At 46.7% G+C, this 15,055-nt stretch carries 14 protein-coding genes and 1 CRISPR repeat array; of the genes, 13 read left to right on the top strand and 1 reads right to left on the bottom strand.

The window, feature by feature from the left end:
* Window positions 1-37 precede the first annotated feature (37 nt).
* The 11 genes from cas1c to DWX59_RS20910 all read left to right on the top strand — a co-directional run bounded on the left by cas1c (window position 38) and on the right by DWX59_RS20910 (window position 11,619).
* The gene (gene cas1c, locus DWX59_RS20860) at window positions 38-1,069 is read left to right on the top strand and encodes a type I-C CRISPR-associated endonuclease Cas1c (RefSeq protein ID WP_117561077.1); all 1,032 of its coding nucleotides are present in this window, start codon (window positions 38-40) and stop codon (window positions 1,067-1,069) included.
* An 8-nt stretch (window positions 1,070-1,077) separates the two neighbouring features.
* Window positions 1,078-1,368, top strand: a complete 291-nt coding sequence (cas2, locus tag DWX59_RS20865; protein WP_117561078.1) for a CRISPR-associated endonuclease Cas2 — start codon at window positions 1,078-1,080, stop codon at window positions 1,366-1,368.
* A 172-nt stretch (window positions 1,369-1,540) separates the two neighbouring features.
* Window positions 1,541-2,721: direct repeats of the CRISPR family, unit length 33 nt; unit sequence GTCTCCCTTCGTGAGAAGGGAGTGGATTTAAAC.
* Window positions 2,722-3,813: 1,092 nt separating this feature from the next.
* Window positions 3,814-4,170, top strand: a complete 357-nt coding sequence (locus DWX59_RS29445) for a hypothetical protein (RefSeq protein ID WP_227116995.1) — start codon at window positions 3,814-3,816, stop codon at window positions 4,168-4,170.
* A 929-nt stretch (window positions 4,171-5,099) separates the two neighbouring features.
* Window positions 5,100-5,918, top strand: a complete 819-nt coding sequence (gene spo0A, locus DWX59_RS20875; protein ID WP_117561079.1) for a sporulation transcription factor Spo0A — start codon at window positions 5,100-5,102, stop codon at window positions 5,916-5,918.
* Window positions 5,919-6,015: 97 nt separating this feature from the next.
* A complete protein-coding gene (glgA, locus tag DWX59_RS20880; protein ID WP_117561080.1) occupies window positions 6,016-7,461 on the top strand; it encodes a glycogen synthase GlgA in 1,446 nt (481 codons plus the stop codon).
* A 57-nt stretch (window positions 7,462-7,518) separates the two neighbouring features.
* On the top strand, window positions 7,519-8,031 hold the full coding sequence (locus DWX59_RS20885) for an HD domain-containing protein (protein ID WP_117561145.1): 513 nt from the start codon (window positions 7,519-7,521) through the stop codon (window positions 8,029-8,031).
* Window positions 8,032-8,073: 42 nt separating this feature from the next.
* Complete coding sequence (locus tag DWX59_RS20890; protein ID WP_117561146.1) at window positions 8,074-8,520, top strand: divergent PAP2 family protein; 447 nt, start codon at window positions 8,074-8,076, stop codon at window positions 8,518-8,520.
* A 47-nt stretch (window positions 8,521-8,567) separates the two neighbouring features.
* The gene (locus DWX59_RS20895; protein ID WP_117561081.1) at window positions 8,568-9,119 is read left to right on the top strand and encodes a putative ABC transporter permease; all 552 of its coding nucleotides are present in this window, start codon (window positions 8,568-8,570) and stop codon (window positions 9,117-9,119) included.
* An 86-nt stretch (window positions 9,120-9,205) separates the two neighbouring features.
* Window positions 9,206-9,820, top strand: a complete 615-nt coding sequence (locus tag DWX59_RS20900) for a Maf family protein (protein ID WP_117561082.1) — start codon at window positions 9,206-9,208, stop codon at window positions 9,818-9,820.
* Window positions 9,813-10,598, top strand: a complete 786-nt coding sequence (locus DWX59_RS20905; protein WP_117561083.1) for an HAD family hydrolase — start codon at window positions 9,813-9,815, stop codon at window positions 10,596-10,598. The genes DWX59_RS20900 and DWX59_RS20905 overlap by 8 nt, the downstream gene beginning before the upstream one ends.
* Window positions 10,599-10,665: 67 nt before the next feature.
* Window positions 10,666-11,619 carry a peptidylprolyl isomerase gene (locus DWX59_RS20910; protein WP_235845125.1) on the top strand — a complete coding sequence of 318 codons (954 nt, stop codon included), beginning with the start codon at window positions 10,666-10,668 and terminating at the stop codon, window positions 11,617-11,619.
* Window positions 11,620-11,754: 135 nt separating this feature from the next.
* On the opposite strand, the gene DWX59_RS20915 is transcribed toward DWX59_RS20910, so the two are convergent.
* Window positions 11,755-13,284 carry a collagen-like domain-containing protein gene (locus DWX59_RS20915; RefSeq protein WP_353626777.1) on the bottom strand — a complete coding sequence of 510 codons (1,530 nt, stop codon included), beginning with the start codon at window positions 13,282-13,284 and terminating at the stop codon, window positions 11,755-11,757.
* Between the two features lie 104 nt (window positions 13,285-13,388).
* Here DWX59_RS20915 and DWX59_RS29450 point away from each other — a divergent pair, with 104 nt between their 5' ends.
* Together DWX59_RS29450 and DWX59_RS20925 are read left to right on the top strand one after the other, a co-directional pair.
* Window positions 13,389-13,556, top strand: a complete 168-nt coding sequence (locus DWX59_RS29450; protein WP_235845126.1) for a hypothetical protein — start codon at window positions 13,389-13,391, stop codon at window positions 13,554-13,556.
* A gap of 862 nt (window positions 13,557-14,418) precedes the next feature.
* On the top strand, window positions 14,419-15,024 hold the full coding sequence (locus tag DWX59_RS20925) for a TetR/AcrR family transcriptional regulator (protein ID WP_117561085.1): 606 nt from the start codon (window positions 14,419-14,421) through the stop codon (window positions 15,022-15,024).
* The last annotated feature ends 31 nt before the right edge of the window (window positions 15,025-15,055 follow it).

Raw genomic sequence — 15,055 nt, forward strand, 5'->3', positions numbered from 1 at the left:
AGAAATTACACAATACAGTACCAGATAAGGAGCTGCCATGAAAAGACTTCTGAATACACTTTATATTACCTCACCAGACAGATATCTGTCCCTGGACGGGGAAAATGTGGTGGTTTATGAAAAACAGGTAGAAATAGGAAGGGTTCCTCTGCATAATCTGGAAGCAATCGTGACTTTTGGCTATACCGGAGCCAGTCCAGCGCTTATGGCGGCATGTGCGAAACGGGATATAGCATTATCCTTTCTGTCCGGAAGCGGGCGGTTCCTGGCCAGGATATCCGGCGAGGTGCGGGGGAATATTACACTCCGTAGGGAACAATATAGGATAGCTTGGGATACAGAAAAAAGCATACGGATATCCCGGAACTGTATAGCAGGTAAAGTGTATAATGAAAAATGGGTACTGGAGCGTGCTGCCAGGGATTATCCTATGCGGTTAGATGGAGAGAAGCTGAAGAAAAAATCAGGCTTTTTATCAAGTTCCCTGAAAAAAATCAGGGTATGTGAGGACGCGGCTGAGTTAAGAGGGCTTGAGGGCGAGGCGGCATCTGTTTATTTTTCTGTGTTTGACGATTTGATATTGCAGCAAAAGGAGGATTTCTTTTTCCACGGACGCTCAAAGCGTCCGCCCACAGATAAAGTAAACGCCATGCTGTCATTTGCGTATACACTATTAACCGGAATGTGTGCAGGAGCGTTAGAGACAGTAGGATTGGATCCATATGCCGGTTTTTTCCACACGGATAGGCCGGGAAGGATGTCTTTGGCTTTGGATATGGTGGAAGAATTAAGAAGCGTGCTGGCGGACCGTTTTGTGTTGACCATAATTAATAAAAAAATAGTGAAGCCAGAAGGGTTTGACCAAAAGGAAAATGGAGCAGTGATTATGGATGATGACACCAGAAAGCTGTTCCTATCTCAGTGGCAGATAAAAAAACAGGAGATTATCCGTCATCCCTTTCTAGGGGAAAAGGTAGAATGGGGGATGGTGCCGTATGTCCAGGCCCTATTGCTGGCACGGTATATCCGTGGTGATTTGGATGAATATCCTCCGTTTTTTTGGAAGTAGGTGATGGGATGCTTGTGTTAATCACATATGATGTGAAAACAGAAACAGCGGCTGGAAGGAAACGTCTCCGGCAGGTGGCTAAACAATGTGTCAATTATGGCCAACGGGTGCAGAATTCAGTCTTTGAATGTAATATGGATGCAGCAAAATGCAGGGAAGTAAAAGCTATCCTGGAAAAAATCATAGATAAGGATGTGGATAGTTTGAGATTTTATTATTTGGGTGACAAGTATAAAAATAAAGTGGAGCATATGGGGGCAAAGCCAGGATTTGATGTAACAGAACCGTTAATTATGTAGTGCGAATGTGATGCTCTCATAAAATCCCTGGGGGATTCGCACCGGATTATGGGGGGATTATGGGATCAGGTTAAAAGGTTTGATTGTTTGGAGTGAAGATTTGAGAGGTTTGTGAAAGAAAATATTGGATAATATGGACAAAAAGCATTATGATTTTTTGTGAATATTTGCTGTCTCCCTTCGTGAGAAGGGAGTGGATTTAAACATTGGAGCTGGGGTACTGGCTGGAGCAGCTGCCTGGTCTCCCTTCGTGAGAAGGGAGTGGATTTAAACATCTGGGCAATACCGGGGACCCGGTCCGCAACTGTCTCCCTTCGTGAGAAGGGAGTGGATTTAAACAGTTACAGGAAATACATTACAGAATGCCGCTAATTGTCTCCCTTCGTGAGAAGGGAGTGGATTTAAACGATTAGCAGTACCCCAGCCAGTATAACGTTGTAGTCTCCCTTCGTGAGAAGGGAGTGGATTTAAACCCGGCCAGAGGTAACGGTCATCTTCCTCGCCTCTGTCTCCCTTCGTGAGAAGGGAGTGGATTTAAACACACGGTCCGACATTATGGTGTTATAGGCATCAATGTCTCCCTTCGTGAGAAGGGAGTGGATTTAAACGCATTGGAATACATGGAAAAGGTGAGGTACCAGGAAGTCTCCCTTCGTGAGAAGGGAGTGGATTTAAACGTGAGGAGTTTTGGGTCTGTCCCCACCAGGAAGGCCGTCTCCCTTCGTGAGAAGGGAGTGGATTTAAACGAGAAAGGGTTGGAAGCGGATGGAGATACGGGAATGTCTCCCTTCGTGAGAAGGGAGTGGATTTAAACACCAAAAAAGGTTATTTCTGCCCTTCCTTCCTCGTCTCCCTTCGTGAGAAGGGAGTGGATTTAAACCTTTTGCCTTATACATGGTCTTGTTTTCAGGAGCTGTCTCCCTTCGTGAGAAGGGAGTGGATTTAAACATCGCAACCATTTCCTAAGGAGGGATGCCATGGAGTCTCCCTTCGTGAGAAGGGAGTGGATTTAAACATATGACACCAGCGTTGATTATCTGATAGGACGGGTCTCCCTTCGTGAGAAGGGAGTGGATTTAAACATTGATACCTACGAATTTTCCAGCACAGATACAATGTCTCCCTTCGTGAGAAGGGAGTGGATTTAAACTAACAAGGACAAATCAGCCTCCGTCTGGATGTATGTCTCCCTTCGTGAGAAGGGAGTGGATTTAAACAACGAATAGTTAGCAGGGGTGAGGTTTCCCATCCGTCTCCCTTCGTGAGAAGGGAGTGGATTTAAACGCTGAAAAACGTTGCAAGGCTGTAATGGAACGTAAGGTCTCCTTTCGTGAGAAGGGAGTGGATTTAAACATATCTGTCACCTCAAACACGCCTCCATTTCGATGTCTCCTTTCGTGAAAAGGGAACGCATTGAAGTAAAAGTACATCTTAAAACAAGAGAAATCAAAAAAGCCTTCCTACAAAGAAAGAGTTGTAAGCCAACTGTATAACTTAAGTAAAAATGTATTGTCTTTATTGTTAAGAAAGAAAAAATCTATCCCAGCTACTCATGCTTGAAGAATGGGGGGGGGGGGGGATACAGAAGCGGATGTGCTTATGAAATTCATAAACAAAAGGGATTATAACGGCGAAATTGGGCTGTTAAATGCTGGATACGGTAAGAGACTGAATCTGATTTTAACGGGAAAATACAGATGAGAAGTTTGGGACTTTTCTGATGTAGATGTTCAGCCTTGCTGTTGCTGCCTAAGTTGAATCCATTCCCAATAGTACTACCAATGACAACCTTATCAATTCTACACCGCCATATTACTAAAAATTGAAGGTTCCTCCATATTTGAATATGCAGTGGATTTTTTATCGTGGCAGGAAAGTAATATCCTTTTGGTTTCAGTAACTTCCTGTTTAGCATCTAAAGGGCCGATAAGTACCGGGTCGTTAACCCCCTGTCTGAATTAGTTTGTACAAAGAAAAGACAGTATAATAAATCGGACAAATCATAAAGAAGTACAATGTACGGAATAAGCCCAAAAAGAGAAGTACAATATGGAATATGGATATTTAGCACGGGAATCGGAAGGGGTGAATAAGACTACAAGGAAAATGTTCATTAAATTAATGAGTGTTTTTTATATACGCGTTTGCAATCATTTAATTTCTTGGAAAGGATTCTATTAATTTCGAAAACATCTCTTATAGCAGTGTATCTTTTTACCTAATCATCATAATAAGTCTTATTCTGATTTGTACATTGATTAAATTAGTCGCTACTGGACGGACAGCCAGTAATGGTGATAATTTATTTCTCCCTTATAAGGATAACACACAGTAAGAGGCGGGCAGGATTATTGACAGGAGGCTCTTGAGGGGAAAATCCTTGTAGAGGAATACATCGACAAATTTTCAGACCCAGAAAAGGCATCTGGAGAAAAGATTGTTCTGATGCCTTCCTACTTGCTGTTATGCGGGAGAAAGGGCGGACCTAAAGGTACTTCAAAGGTAACGGCAATCACCTGCCAAAAGATTTATTGGATATGCGCACAGGCTGGTATCAAGGGAGGACCATTTATTGTAAGACTCCTTATTTTTACTGAAAATAAGATTTACAGTCTGACCGGGACAGATATAGAGCATGTTCAGAGGATAGCATATAAGCTTTATCAGTACATACCAAATGTTTTCAGCGGCTGCGATTCATTTTCCCTGTCTTATGAATTGGAAAAAGCTTTTAGTAAAAATCCGGCGGAGTTTCTGGAGATTTATGAGAATAAAAAAAGAAAATCAAGAATGTTGGATTAATGTCCGCCTGGTACAGACATACAAAGGGCAGCCTGCCTCTGAGGACAGGCTGTCTTTTGCATCTGTTATATGAACCGGGACCACCTATGCTTACTGTCTGATATTGGACAATAAACCGCATTTGTGTTGGATATTGGATACATAAAGTCCGTAATGAACGGGAAGCGGTGCCGGATGTACGATTATATGAATTAATATTATGGATACCAAAACAGGAGTCAGATATAATTCAGCGTTATACAGCTAGTTTGTTTAAACATAATCTTATAACCTCATTTTATGACCTATGAGATTGTCATATGTCATGGGGCTTGCTTCCTGGTTATCCGCGGTCCAATGGATGAAATACCAATTTAGTGTTGTAAAGTATAGAATTATTTTGATAATATACCCAGCACATTTGGGGATGGTACGGCATCTGCTAAGGAACGGTGTCTTATATAGGCGACTGGCAGGGGGGCTTTCTATACGCATTCCACAAAGAATCTGCGGTTTACAATCATCCTGCACCGACAGGATTTTAAAATTTTCTGGTCCAAAAGACAGGGGGAAATCAATCTTCTGTGCGTTCTATATATTGCCTGTAGAAATATGGACATAATGGTCGAAAAAAGAGGAAAATGATAAAAAGTATGTCGAATTGTGTAATATTCCCAAAAAAGTACTGGATATTAATTACAAATTTGTTAATAGATAAAACAAAATATTGCAAAATATCACCCTCAATGATACAATGGTAATTCGACACGTGTCTAAAATTGCGACCACGAATCTTATTATATATGCTATGGGGAGCATATATAATAAGATTCGCCAGGAGCTCAGGACGAATGATATGGATTTTTGTAAACCATAAGGTCGAAAATCAACTAACACATATTTTAGCAGGCAGTTTAGCATAGGCAAACAATTTTAGGAGGTAAAAGGAAGTGGAAAAGCTGAATGTTGCGATTGTTGATGACAATCCGCTGATTCTGAATACTCTGGATGAGCTGATTAACGCTGAAGATGGATTATCCGTGATTGGAAAGGCTGACAATGGCGCAGATGCCATTGATATGATTGTAGATACAACGCCGGATATTGTGCTGTTGGATTTAGTTATGCCGAAAATTGACGGTATATCTGTTGTGGAAAAGGTCAAGAGCGAACATACATTTATGAAAAACCCTGCGTTTATCATTTTAAGTGCGGTAGGCGGGGAACAGATGACAGAAGATGCGTTTAAAGCAGGCGCCAACTACTATTTGATGAAGCCTTTTGACAAAGAAATCCTGGTGAATAAAATTCGTCATATTGGAAAACTGCCTGAAAAACAGATGACTGGTAAGGTGGTAGCTGCTCCATTTGAACCCGGAGAGGAATCACATATTACCAGGGAAGAGTACATGAAGGAGCATCTTGAGACAGATATCACGAAAATGCTCCATGAACTTGGGATACCTGCCCATATCAAGGGTTATCAGTATCTGAGGGATGCAATCGCCATGTCCGTGGAGGACCAGGAGATGATGAGCTCGGTCACGAAAATCCTCTACCCTGCCATTGCCAAACGCAACCAGACAACTGCAAGCCGTGTGGAAAGAGCCATCCGACATGCCATTGAGGTTGCATGGGGAAGAGGGAAAATGGAGACCATTGACGAGGTGTTCGGGTATACAATCAGCACAGGGAAAGGCAAACCCACCAACTCCGAGTTCATTGCCTTGATTTCAGATAAAATATTGTTAGAATATAAAAAAATTTAAAACAATTCCATCAGAAAGAACTTCCTAATTTCGGTAAAATACGGTATACTATATGGAAAGGCATAAGGAACCTGTTCGTCAGGAGAGGGAGGTTTGGATGAAGAAAATACTATTTGCAGCTTCAGAAGCAGTGCCGTTTATCAAAACAGGAGGACTGGCAGACGTGGTTGGCTCTCTGCCCAAATGCTTTGACAAAGAGTATTTCGATGTAAGGGTCATGATACCAAAGTACCTGTGCATAAAGGAACAGTGGCGTTCCAAGATGGAATACGTGGACCATTTTTATATGGATTTCCTGGGACAGAGCCGCTACGTAGGCATCCTCAAGTACGTCCATGAAGGCATTACTTTTTATTTTATTGATAATGAAAGCTATTTTAACGGTCCCAAACCATATGGAGACTGGTACTGGGATTTGGAGAAATTCTGCTTTTTCTGCAGGGCAGCCTTGTCCGCACTGCCTGTTATTGGATTCCAGCCTGATGTAGTGCACTGCCATGACTGGCAGACAGGACTGATACCCGTGCTTCTTAAGGATAAGTTCCATGAGGGTGATTTCTTCCGTGACATGAAGTCCGTCATTACAATCCATAACCTTAAGTTCCAGGGCGTATGGGATGTTAAGACAATCCAGCGCTTTACGGAACTGCCCAGCTACTACTTTACTCCGGATAAGCTGGAGGCATATAAGGACGGTAATCTGTTAAAGGGCGGCATTGTGTTTGCAGATGCCATTACCACGGTAAGCGATACCTACGCGGAAGAGATTAAGATGCCATTCTATGGAGAGGGCCTGGACGGACTTATGAGATCCAGGGCAAATAGCCTGAGGGGCATTGTCAACGGGATTGACTACGATGAATTCAACCCTGAGACGGACCCGTATATTGTCCAGAAGTACAATGCCAAGAATTTCCGTAAGGAAAAGGCAAAGAATAAAAAGGCGCTCCAGGAGGAACTGGGACTGCCTGTGGATGAGAAGAAGTTCATGGTGGGAATTGTCTCACGGCTCACGGACCAGAAGGGCCTGGATTTGATTCAGGGCGTCATGGATGAACTGTGTAATGATAACATGCAGCTGGTGGTCCTGGGAACCGGTGACGAGAGATATGAGAACATGTTCCGTCATTATGACTGGAAGTATCATGATAAGGTATCTGCCCAGATTTATTATTCTGAGCCCATGTCACATAAGATTTACGCTGCATGTGATGCATTCCTGATGCCGTCCCTGTTTGAGCCGTGTGGTTTGAGCCAGCTCATGTCCCTTCGTTATGGGACAGTGCCCATTGTCAGGGAGACCGGCGGATTAAAGGATACGGTTGAGCCATATAATGAATATGAGGGCGCCGGCACCGGATTTTCATTTGCAAATTACAATGCCCATGAGATGTTGGGCAGTGTGCGGTATGCAATGTATATATACTACAATAAGCGCCGTGAGTGGAATAAGATTATTGACAGGGCCATGGCTAAGGATTATTCCTGGTCAACCTCTGCCGCCAAGTATCAGGAACTTTATGATTGGCTGATTGGATATTGACAGCGGACCTGAAATGTCAGATAATGTATCTGATAAAAGAAGAAAGGTGTGATGCCCATGGAGCCGTCCGGATTATATGACTACACGGGGGACCAGGAATATATGGAATGTGTCAGGGACATTTTAGAGCATCCTGTATTCCAGTCTATGGATCAATATATACAGCATGGGACTACCACATGTAAAGCCCACTGTATACAGGTTTCATATTTAGGATATAAGTTATGTAAAAGGTTTGGAGGAAATTGGAGAAGCGCTGCGAGAGCAGGGCTTCTCCATGATTTGTTTTTATACGATTGGCATACACATGCCAGGGAGACGGGGAAGCATTTCCATGGGTTTACCCATCCCAAAGAAGCGCTCCGCAATGCAGGGAAGTATTTTGAACTGACAGGGGAAGAGGAGGTAATCATCCTCCGCCATATGTGGCCCCTGACGCCCATACCGCCTGTGACCAAGGCCGGATATGCCGTGACATGCGCGGATAAGCTATGCAGTACATTGGAGACAACGGCCCGGTTTAAGCGCTGGCTGATGATGTGCTTTTTTGCACAGCCGGCCAGACGTTAGCGAAAGGGGAAAGAGAAAAACAATATGAATGTTTGGACAGAAATGCTTGGCAATCAGGTTCTTGTCAGCGCGGTGATGGGATGGGTGGTTGCCCAGTTCCTCAAGACACTGATTGACTTTGCTCTCAATAAAAGCTTTAATGCGGAGCGTTTGGTGGGGTCAGGCGGCATGCCCAGTTCCCACTCAGCCACTGTGTGCGGCATGACCACGGCCGCCATGCTGAAATATGGGGTTGGCTCCTTTGAATTTGCAGTGTCATTTGTGGTGTCCATGGTTGTCATGTATGATGCCATCGGAGTGAGGCGCGAGACCGGTAAGCAGGCCAAGCTTCTCAACTCCATCCTGAATGAGAATCCGCTGAAACTGAAGCTGAACGCGGAGGTGCTTCAGGAGAAGCTTAAGGAGTATGTGGGACATACGCCTCTTCAGGTCATGGCTGGTGCGATTCTTGGAATTTTGCTGGCCCTGGGAATGAATCCTTACTTTTAGTGTGTTGGGGGATAGCGTCACATTAGACAGGAAGGACAGAAGATACAATGGATATTTATAGTTTCATCAACTGGTTTTTTATGTATAGTTTCCTTGGATATTTACTGGAATGTGTCGTTCTCAGTGTTGAATATAAGCGGCCTGTGGTGGACCGTGGCTTTGGCCATGGCCCCTTTTGCATCATATATGGGTTTGGTGCCCTGGGAGCGTGTATGCTTCTAAGCCCGGTCTCAGGAAGGCCGGTTGAGCTTTATACGGCATCCATGGCCATGGCTACGACCCTGGAACTGGTGACTGCCAATATCATGGTGCGCCTGTTTGGCGCATTTTGGTGGGATTACAGCCATAAGGCATTTAATTATAAAGGAATGGTATGTCTGGAGAGCAGTCTGGCCTGGGGGCTTTTGGGCCTGTTTTTCTTCTATGTGCTGGACAGCAGGGTCCGCACCCTGGTAATCCGCATACCCGGTAATCTTGGCAGTATGCTGGCAGTGGGGCTGACGGTATTCTACCTGGTGGATTTCATACACTGCCTGAGGCTTCGGATGGGCGGTATGGAAGAAGAGGAGCCGGTGATTGGTCGCCTCAAGGTTTATTGATTGGTCAGTCATAGTGAAAGGACAGGTATGTCCATGACTCATTTGTCAAATGATGGGCGGCATGGAGATTATGATAGGAGAACGGCATGAATGGAAATGAACAATGGGGCGGATACCATGTTGTACTGGCGTCCGCCTCTCCCAGGAGAAAGGAACTCCTGAATCAGATTGGTATTTTTCCGGAAATCAGGCCCAGCCAGATGGAGGAAGAGACGGTTGAGAAAAAGCCTGAGCAGGTGGTCATGGAGCTGTCCAGGCAGAAGGCGGAGGACATAGCGGCCGGATGCGGGACAGGCACCATGGTAATCGGAGCAGATACCGTGGTGGCTGTGGGCAACGAGATTCTTGGAAAGCCAGGAACCCCTATGAGGGCTTATGAGATGATAGGGAAACTTCAGGGCAGGACCCATCAGGTTTATACGGGCGTGACCGTGCTTCTATGCCTGGAAGAGGGAAGGACCCATGGGATTACCTTTGCTGAGAAGACAGATGTCCATGTGTATCCCATGACACCCAGGGAAATGAGTGAATACGCAGAATGCGGCGAGCCTCTTGACAAGGCCGGCGCATATGGGATACAGGGCCGGTTTGCGGCCTATATAAAGGGCATTGACGGAGATTATGCAAATGTGGTGGGCCTGCCTCTGGGGCGGCTGAATCAGGAGATAAAAGGGCTTTTGGAGGACAGGGAAGATGATTAAACTGATTGTTTCGGATGTGGATGGAACCCTTGTACCGGACGGTTCGTCAAAGATTAATCCAGAAGTATTTGATACCATTTTAAAACTGCGTGAAAAAGGCATTCAGTTTGCCATTGCCAGCGGAAGACCCTGGGCCAGCGTGGAACATGCCTTTGAACCGGTTAAGAGGAAGATATTTTATGTTGCCAACAATGGGGCGTATGTGGGATGCTGCGGCAGAAGCCTTTATGTGTACTCAATTGAACAGGAACTGGTCCACCGCATAATCAAGAAGGTCCGCAGGTATCCTGACCTGGAGGTTGTGTATGCGGGCGCCAATGGGGATTACCTGGAATCTTCCAATGAAAGGCTGATGAACTGGCTGATTGAGAGTTACAAGTTCAACCTGACGCGGGTGGATGACCTTCTTGGATTGGATGAGCCGTGTGTAAAGGTATCCATTTATAAATCCCAGGGAATTGAAGCCGCCAGCAGGGATATATACGAAGAATTTAAGGACGAACTGAAGATGTCCTGCGCAGGCGATATGTGGATGGACTGCATGGCCAAGGGCGTGAATAAAGGAAGGGCAATCCGTACAATCCAGGAAAGCCTGCACATAAAGCCTGAAGAGACAATGGCATTCGGGGACCAGCTCAATGACATGGAGATGCTGGAACAGGCATATTACAGTTTTGCAGTGGCCAATGCAAGGGATGAGGTGAGGAAGGCAGCCAGGTTCCAGGCGGACAGTAATGAGAATGATGGTGTGCTCAAAATCCTGAAACACCTGCTTTGAAAGGAGTTCCGTATTGGACATAAGTAAAATAACAAGAGTACGGGGGATGAAAAAGCGGGCTGTCTATATGTATCTGGCGATGTGTCTGGCATTGGCTCTGTCTGTCACGGGCTGTTCTAAAAAAACAGTGTCATCCGACGGCGTAAGGACAGTTGAAAAGGATTACACAAAGGGACAGATCATGGTTGTTGCAGCCACGGAACGCAACCGGTACCAGAATATATATACCAGCCAACTGTGGTCTGTTAAGGCAGATGACAGCGGCGCCACGTTTGAGGAAAAACTGCTGGGACAGATTGAACAGTTCCTCATTGAGCTGGGGACCACCAACCTTATGGCGGATGAACAGGGGATAGAACTGACAGGGCAGGAAAAGGACAGCCTGAAGGCCCTGGCAAAAGAATATTACCGCGGCCTGTCGGAGCAGGACCGGGATTACATGGGTGTGACTGAAAGCGAGGTCTATGACCTGTACTGCGAGTATTACCGGGCAGATAAGCTGGTGGCGGAGCTTACAAGGGATGAGAATCTGGAGGTGAGCGATGCCGAGGCAAAAGTAATCCAGGTACAACAGATTGTGCTGGATTCCAGGGAACGCGCTGAGGATATCCTGTCCCAGGTACAGCAGGAAAATGCCGACTTTGCCAACATTGCGTCCAGAAGTTCAAGGGATGTGCAGATTAACCATACCATGGAATGGAGCAGTGACATGGATATCAGGGAGGAAGCTGCATTTACACTTGAACAGGATGAAATCAGTGATATCCTTGAACAGGATGGAAAATATTACGTCCTTAAGTGTACCAATGCTTATGACGAGGAAGCTACTGCAGCGAGAAAAAGCATGCTGGCTCAGGAAAAAAAGACGAAGGCATTTCTTGCCATTTATGAACCTTTTGTAAGGAAACATACTGTAAAACTCAAGGATAATCTGGAAGAGATTGTGGATTTCTCCAAGGGGCAGGGGTGTACTTCTGATAACTTTTTTCAGATGTACCATAATTATTTTACGGTCCGTTAGGATTTGCCGGACAATTGACTGGCATCAGATGCAATGGTTGTGTATGGATAAGGGACAGCAGACAGATGTAAGAATCCGTCTGCTGTCCTGTTCAGTTTATATTGGCCTGAACCGTACTTCCCGTCATGCGGTAAATCATGCCGTATCTCCCAGACGTACAACGGTCAGGGAAACATCGCTGAACGTAAAGCCCGCATTGTCCACCACCACCCGGATGGTCTCTGGCGTTGCGGTTACCTGGAACGGTACTGTGAAGGACAGGTTGCCCGTTTCACCGGAAGCCGCGAAGGTATGGCTTGCAACCGCACCGGGAACAGGTACGCCATTGGCCTCCAGCCTTACTGTAACAGTAGCCGGAATGGGTGTCCCGGATGCAACTGCAACCGTGGAATGAAATGCAGCTTCATAGATGCCGGGCTGATTGATGATGATATCAGTGGAACCGGCCTGGTGTGAAATGGTAAAACCGGATACAAGTGGATTTTCATTAAATACCAGTGCTCCGCCAGGGGTAGTATCCTGGCTTGTTGTGTCTACGGTTGCCAGGACTTCGGGCGTTCCGCCTCCGCCAGGCTCACCTCTTGGAATGATGAAGTCAAATATTGCATTGTTCTCGTCCCCGGAGTTAATGACTTCTGCGTTCGTCCCAGGATCGCCTGTGGTTACTGAGCCGATGTTTATCGTAGCAGCTGGGCCGGTCGGGCCGGTTTCACCTGTGGCTCCGGTTTCGCCGGTTGCACCAGCTTCTCCGGTCGGGCCGGTGTCTCCAGTCAGGCCGGTGTCCCCGGTCGGTCCAGTCGGTCCGGTGGCTCCGGTAGGTCCGGTAGCGCCCGTGAGACCGGTGGTCCCGGTCGGTCCCGTGGCTCCGGTAGGTCCGGTAGCGCCCGTGGGACCGGTGGTCCCGGTCGGTCCAGTAAGTCCGGTCGGTCCGGTGGCCCCAGTAGGTCCGATTGGTCCGGTCGGTCCAGTGGCCCCGGTAGGTCCAGTAGGTCCGGTTGGTCCGATTGGTCCGGTCGCACCCTGAATGCCCTGAGGACCAGTTGCGCCGGTAGGTCCAGTCGGTCCGGTAGCTCCAGTTGGCCCGGTTACACCCTGGATACCCTGAGGACCCGTGGCCCCGGCAGCTCCAGCAATACCCTGAATACCTTGAGGACCAGTTGCGCCGGTTGCTCCGGTGACACCCTGGATACCTTGAGGACCAGTTGCCCCAGCAGGTCCAGTGCTCCCGGTGACGCCCTGAATTCCTTGCAGACCAGTCGGCCCGGTTGGCCCGGTTGCTCCTGTAAGGCCTGCGGCCCCTGTAGCCCCCGATGTACCGGTCGGTCCGGTTGGCCCCTGTAGTCCTGTTGCGCCGGTCGGCCCGGTTGGTCCCTGTAGTCCCGCTGCGCCAGTTGGCCCGGTTGGCCCCTGCAGTCCAGTTGCGCCGGTCGGTCCGGTTGCTCCCTGTAACCCCTGAGCACCCGTGGCTCCGGCAGGACCCTGAATTCCCGCAGCCCCGGTAGGTCCGGTAGCGCCTCTTGGAATTGTGATATCTAATATATGATTTGGTGAGCCTGTTACATCAACTACGTTGGCAGGGTCACCAGGATTACCGGTTATGGTATCCCGTATGGTGATTGTTTCACTGGGACCAGTAGGGCCAGTAGGGCCGGTTGGGCCTGTCATTCCTGTATATCCCTAGGCTCCCTGGGGCCCGGCAGGTCCGGCAGGGCCGGTCGCTCCCGTATTGCCTGGTATTCCCTGGGGGCCGGCTGCCCCGGTCGCTCCGGTTGGTCCTACATAACCTTGTGGTCCCATGGCACCGGTCGGTCCGGCAGGCCCCATTTGGCCCGGGCATCCTCTGGGACCCATGGGACCAGCCGGTCCGGTGGGGCCAGTGGGACATCTGTCTGGGCAGCAGTCAGGACCGGGCCAGGGAGGACAGCATCCGGGATTAGGACAGGGCGGCTGGCAGCCGCTGTTTATGGTGTTACAATTGCTTCCATAAGGGTCAGTTTGGGTATAAGGCATTGAGGAGGGAATATGGATATTCCCGGAATAATTATAATACATATAGTTCACTCCTTATCTTGTTTCTAGAATTATGGCGTGGGTCAGGTTTATCAGGATTGCTAAATGCAGTCATGGACCGCCGGGAAAGAAAACGCTTCAGGGGCAGCAGATTTTTCAGGCTGGTGGATTATCACTTGCGTAATTGCCAAATAGCCGATAATATTGTTAGATTTGTCATAGAATCTGATAGGTCTGCCCGATACTATTTTATAATCAACATGTGTGGCGGCCTTAAAAAGTGGACGCTGCCGCGGTCATTATACTGTTCTTTAAACTCCTTCAGGTTCCGCTGATTTCTGCTCCGTTTAACAGGGGAAACAGTACTACAGTAATATCCCCCTGCGGATGGAGAGAAGCATAGCTGGCAGCATTTTCGGCTGGACCGGCAGGCCACTGTGGACCAGCGTCCTCTGGAATACCGATTAATCCGCTGTTAAAAGGAATGTGACTCTATACCCAGTAAATCTGGAAAGATTAAAATTATCAGTGTCCCTTTGTTCCATTACGTGCACCCTTTTCACATCATGCTGAATTTTCCCTACCAGCATACTTTAATATATGAGTAATGGATGGCGTTGGTGTACAAGTCAGCCGCATACAGGCCTTTCTCCGCTGTTTCAGATAATAGGTGGAGAGAGGGGACTTTCTGCATTGTTTTTTCAGATATAAATTTCATATCAATATTGACAAGCGTTAATATAGCGGATATAATGAATATTAACATATGTTAACTTAGAGGGATGGAATATGAATACAGATACAAGCGGAAAAAAGCCATATCATTTTGGTAATTTAAAAGAAACACTCATTGAACAGGGAATTGAGCTAATCCATGAGGAGGGAATTGAAAAGTTTTCTTTACGAAAGGTAGCAAAGAAAGTAGGAGTATCAGCAACTGCCTGCTATAATCACTTTGGAAATATTGATGAGTTGCTTCTTGGAATGTACTCTTATGTTACCGACAGATTCGCAACCGCCCTAAAACAGGCAGTGGAAGAAAACTCCTGTCAGTATGTTACAATTTCCATGGGCGTTGCTTATGTGGAGTTTTTTGCAAAATATCCCCACTATTTTAATTTCTTATTTGACAGTGAGTACCTGGGCATTCAGATAAAAGAAACTGAGATTACATGGGATGGCTCCTGTACTCCATTTGAAATTTTCGTAAATGGTGCAAAAAGAAGTATGAGGGAGCTAAACATTGATGAAAAAGAATTAAGAGATGACCTTTTGGTAATGTGGGCAACCGTACATGGTTTGGCAGCCATGGCTAACATGAAAGGAATACAGTATGAAAATGGCGATTGGGGCGCCCTTACAGAGAGAATACTGCTTAACAAGGTAATACTGTGACATGAAATTGAGCGAAAACAGGAGGAACCAA

Source organism: Enterocloster aldenensis, from assembly GCF_003434055.1.
Lineage (GTDB): Bacteria > Bacillota > Clostridia > Lachnospirales > Lachnospiraceae > Enterocloster > Enterocloster aldenensis.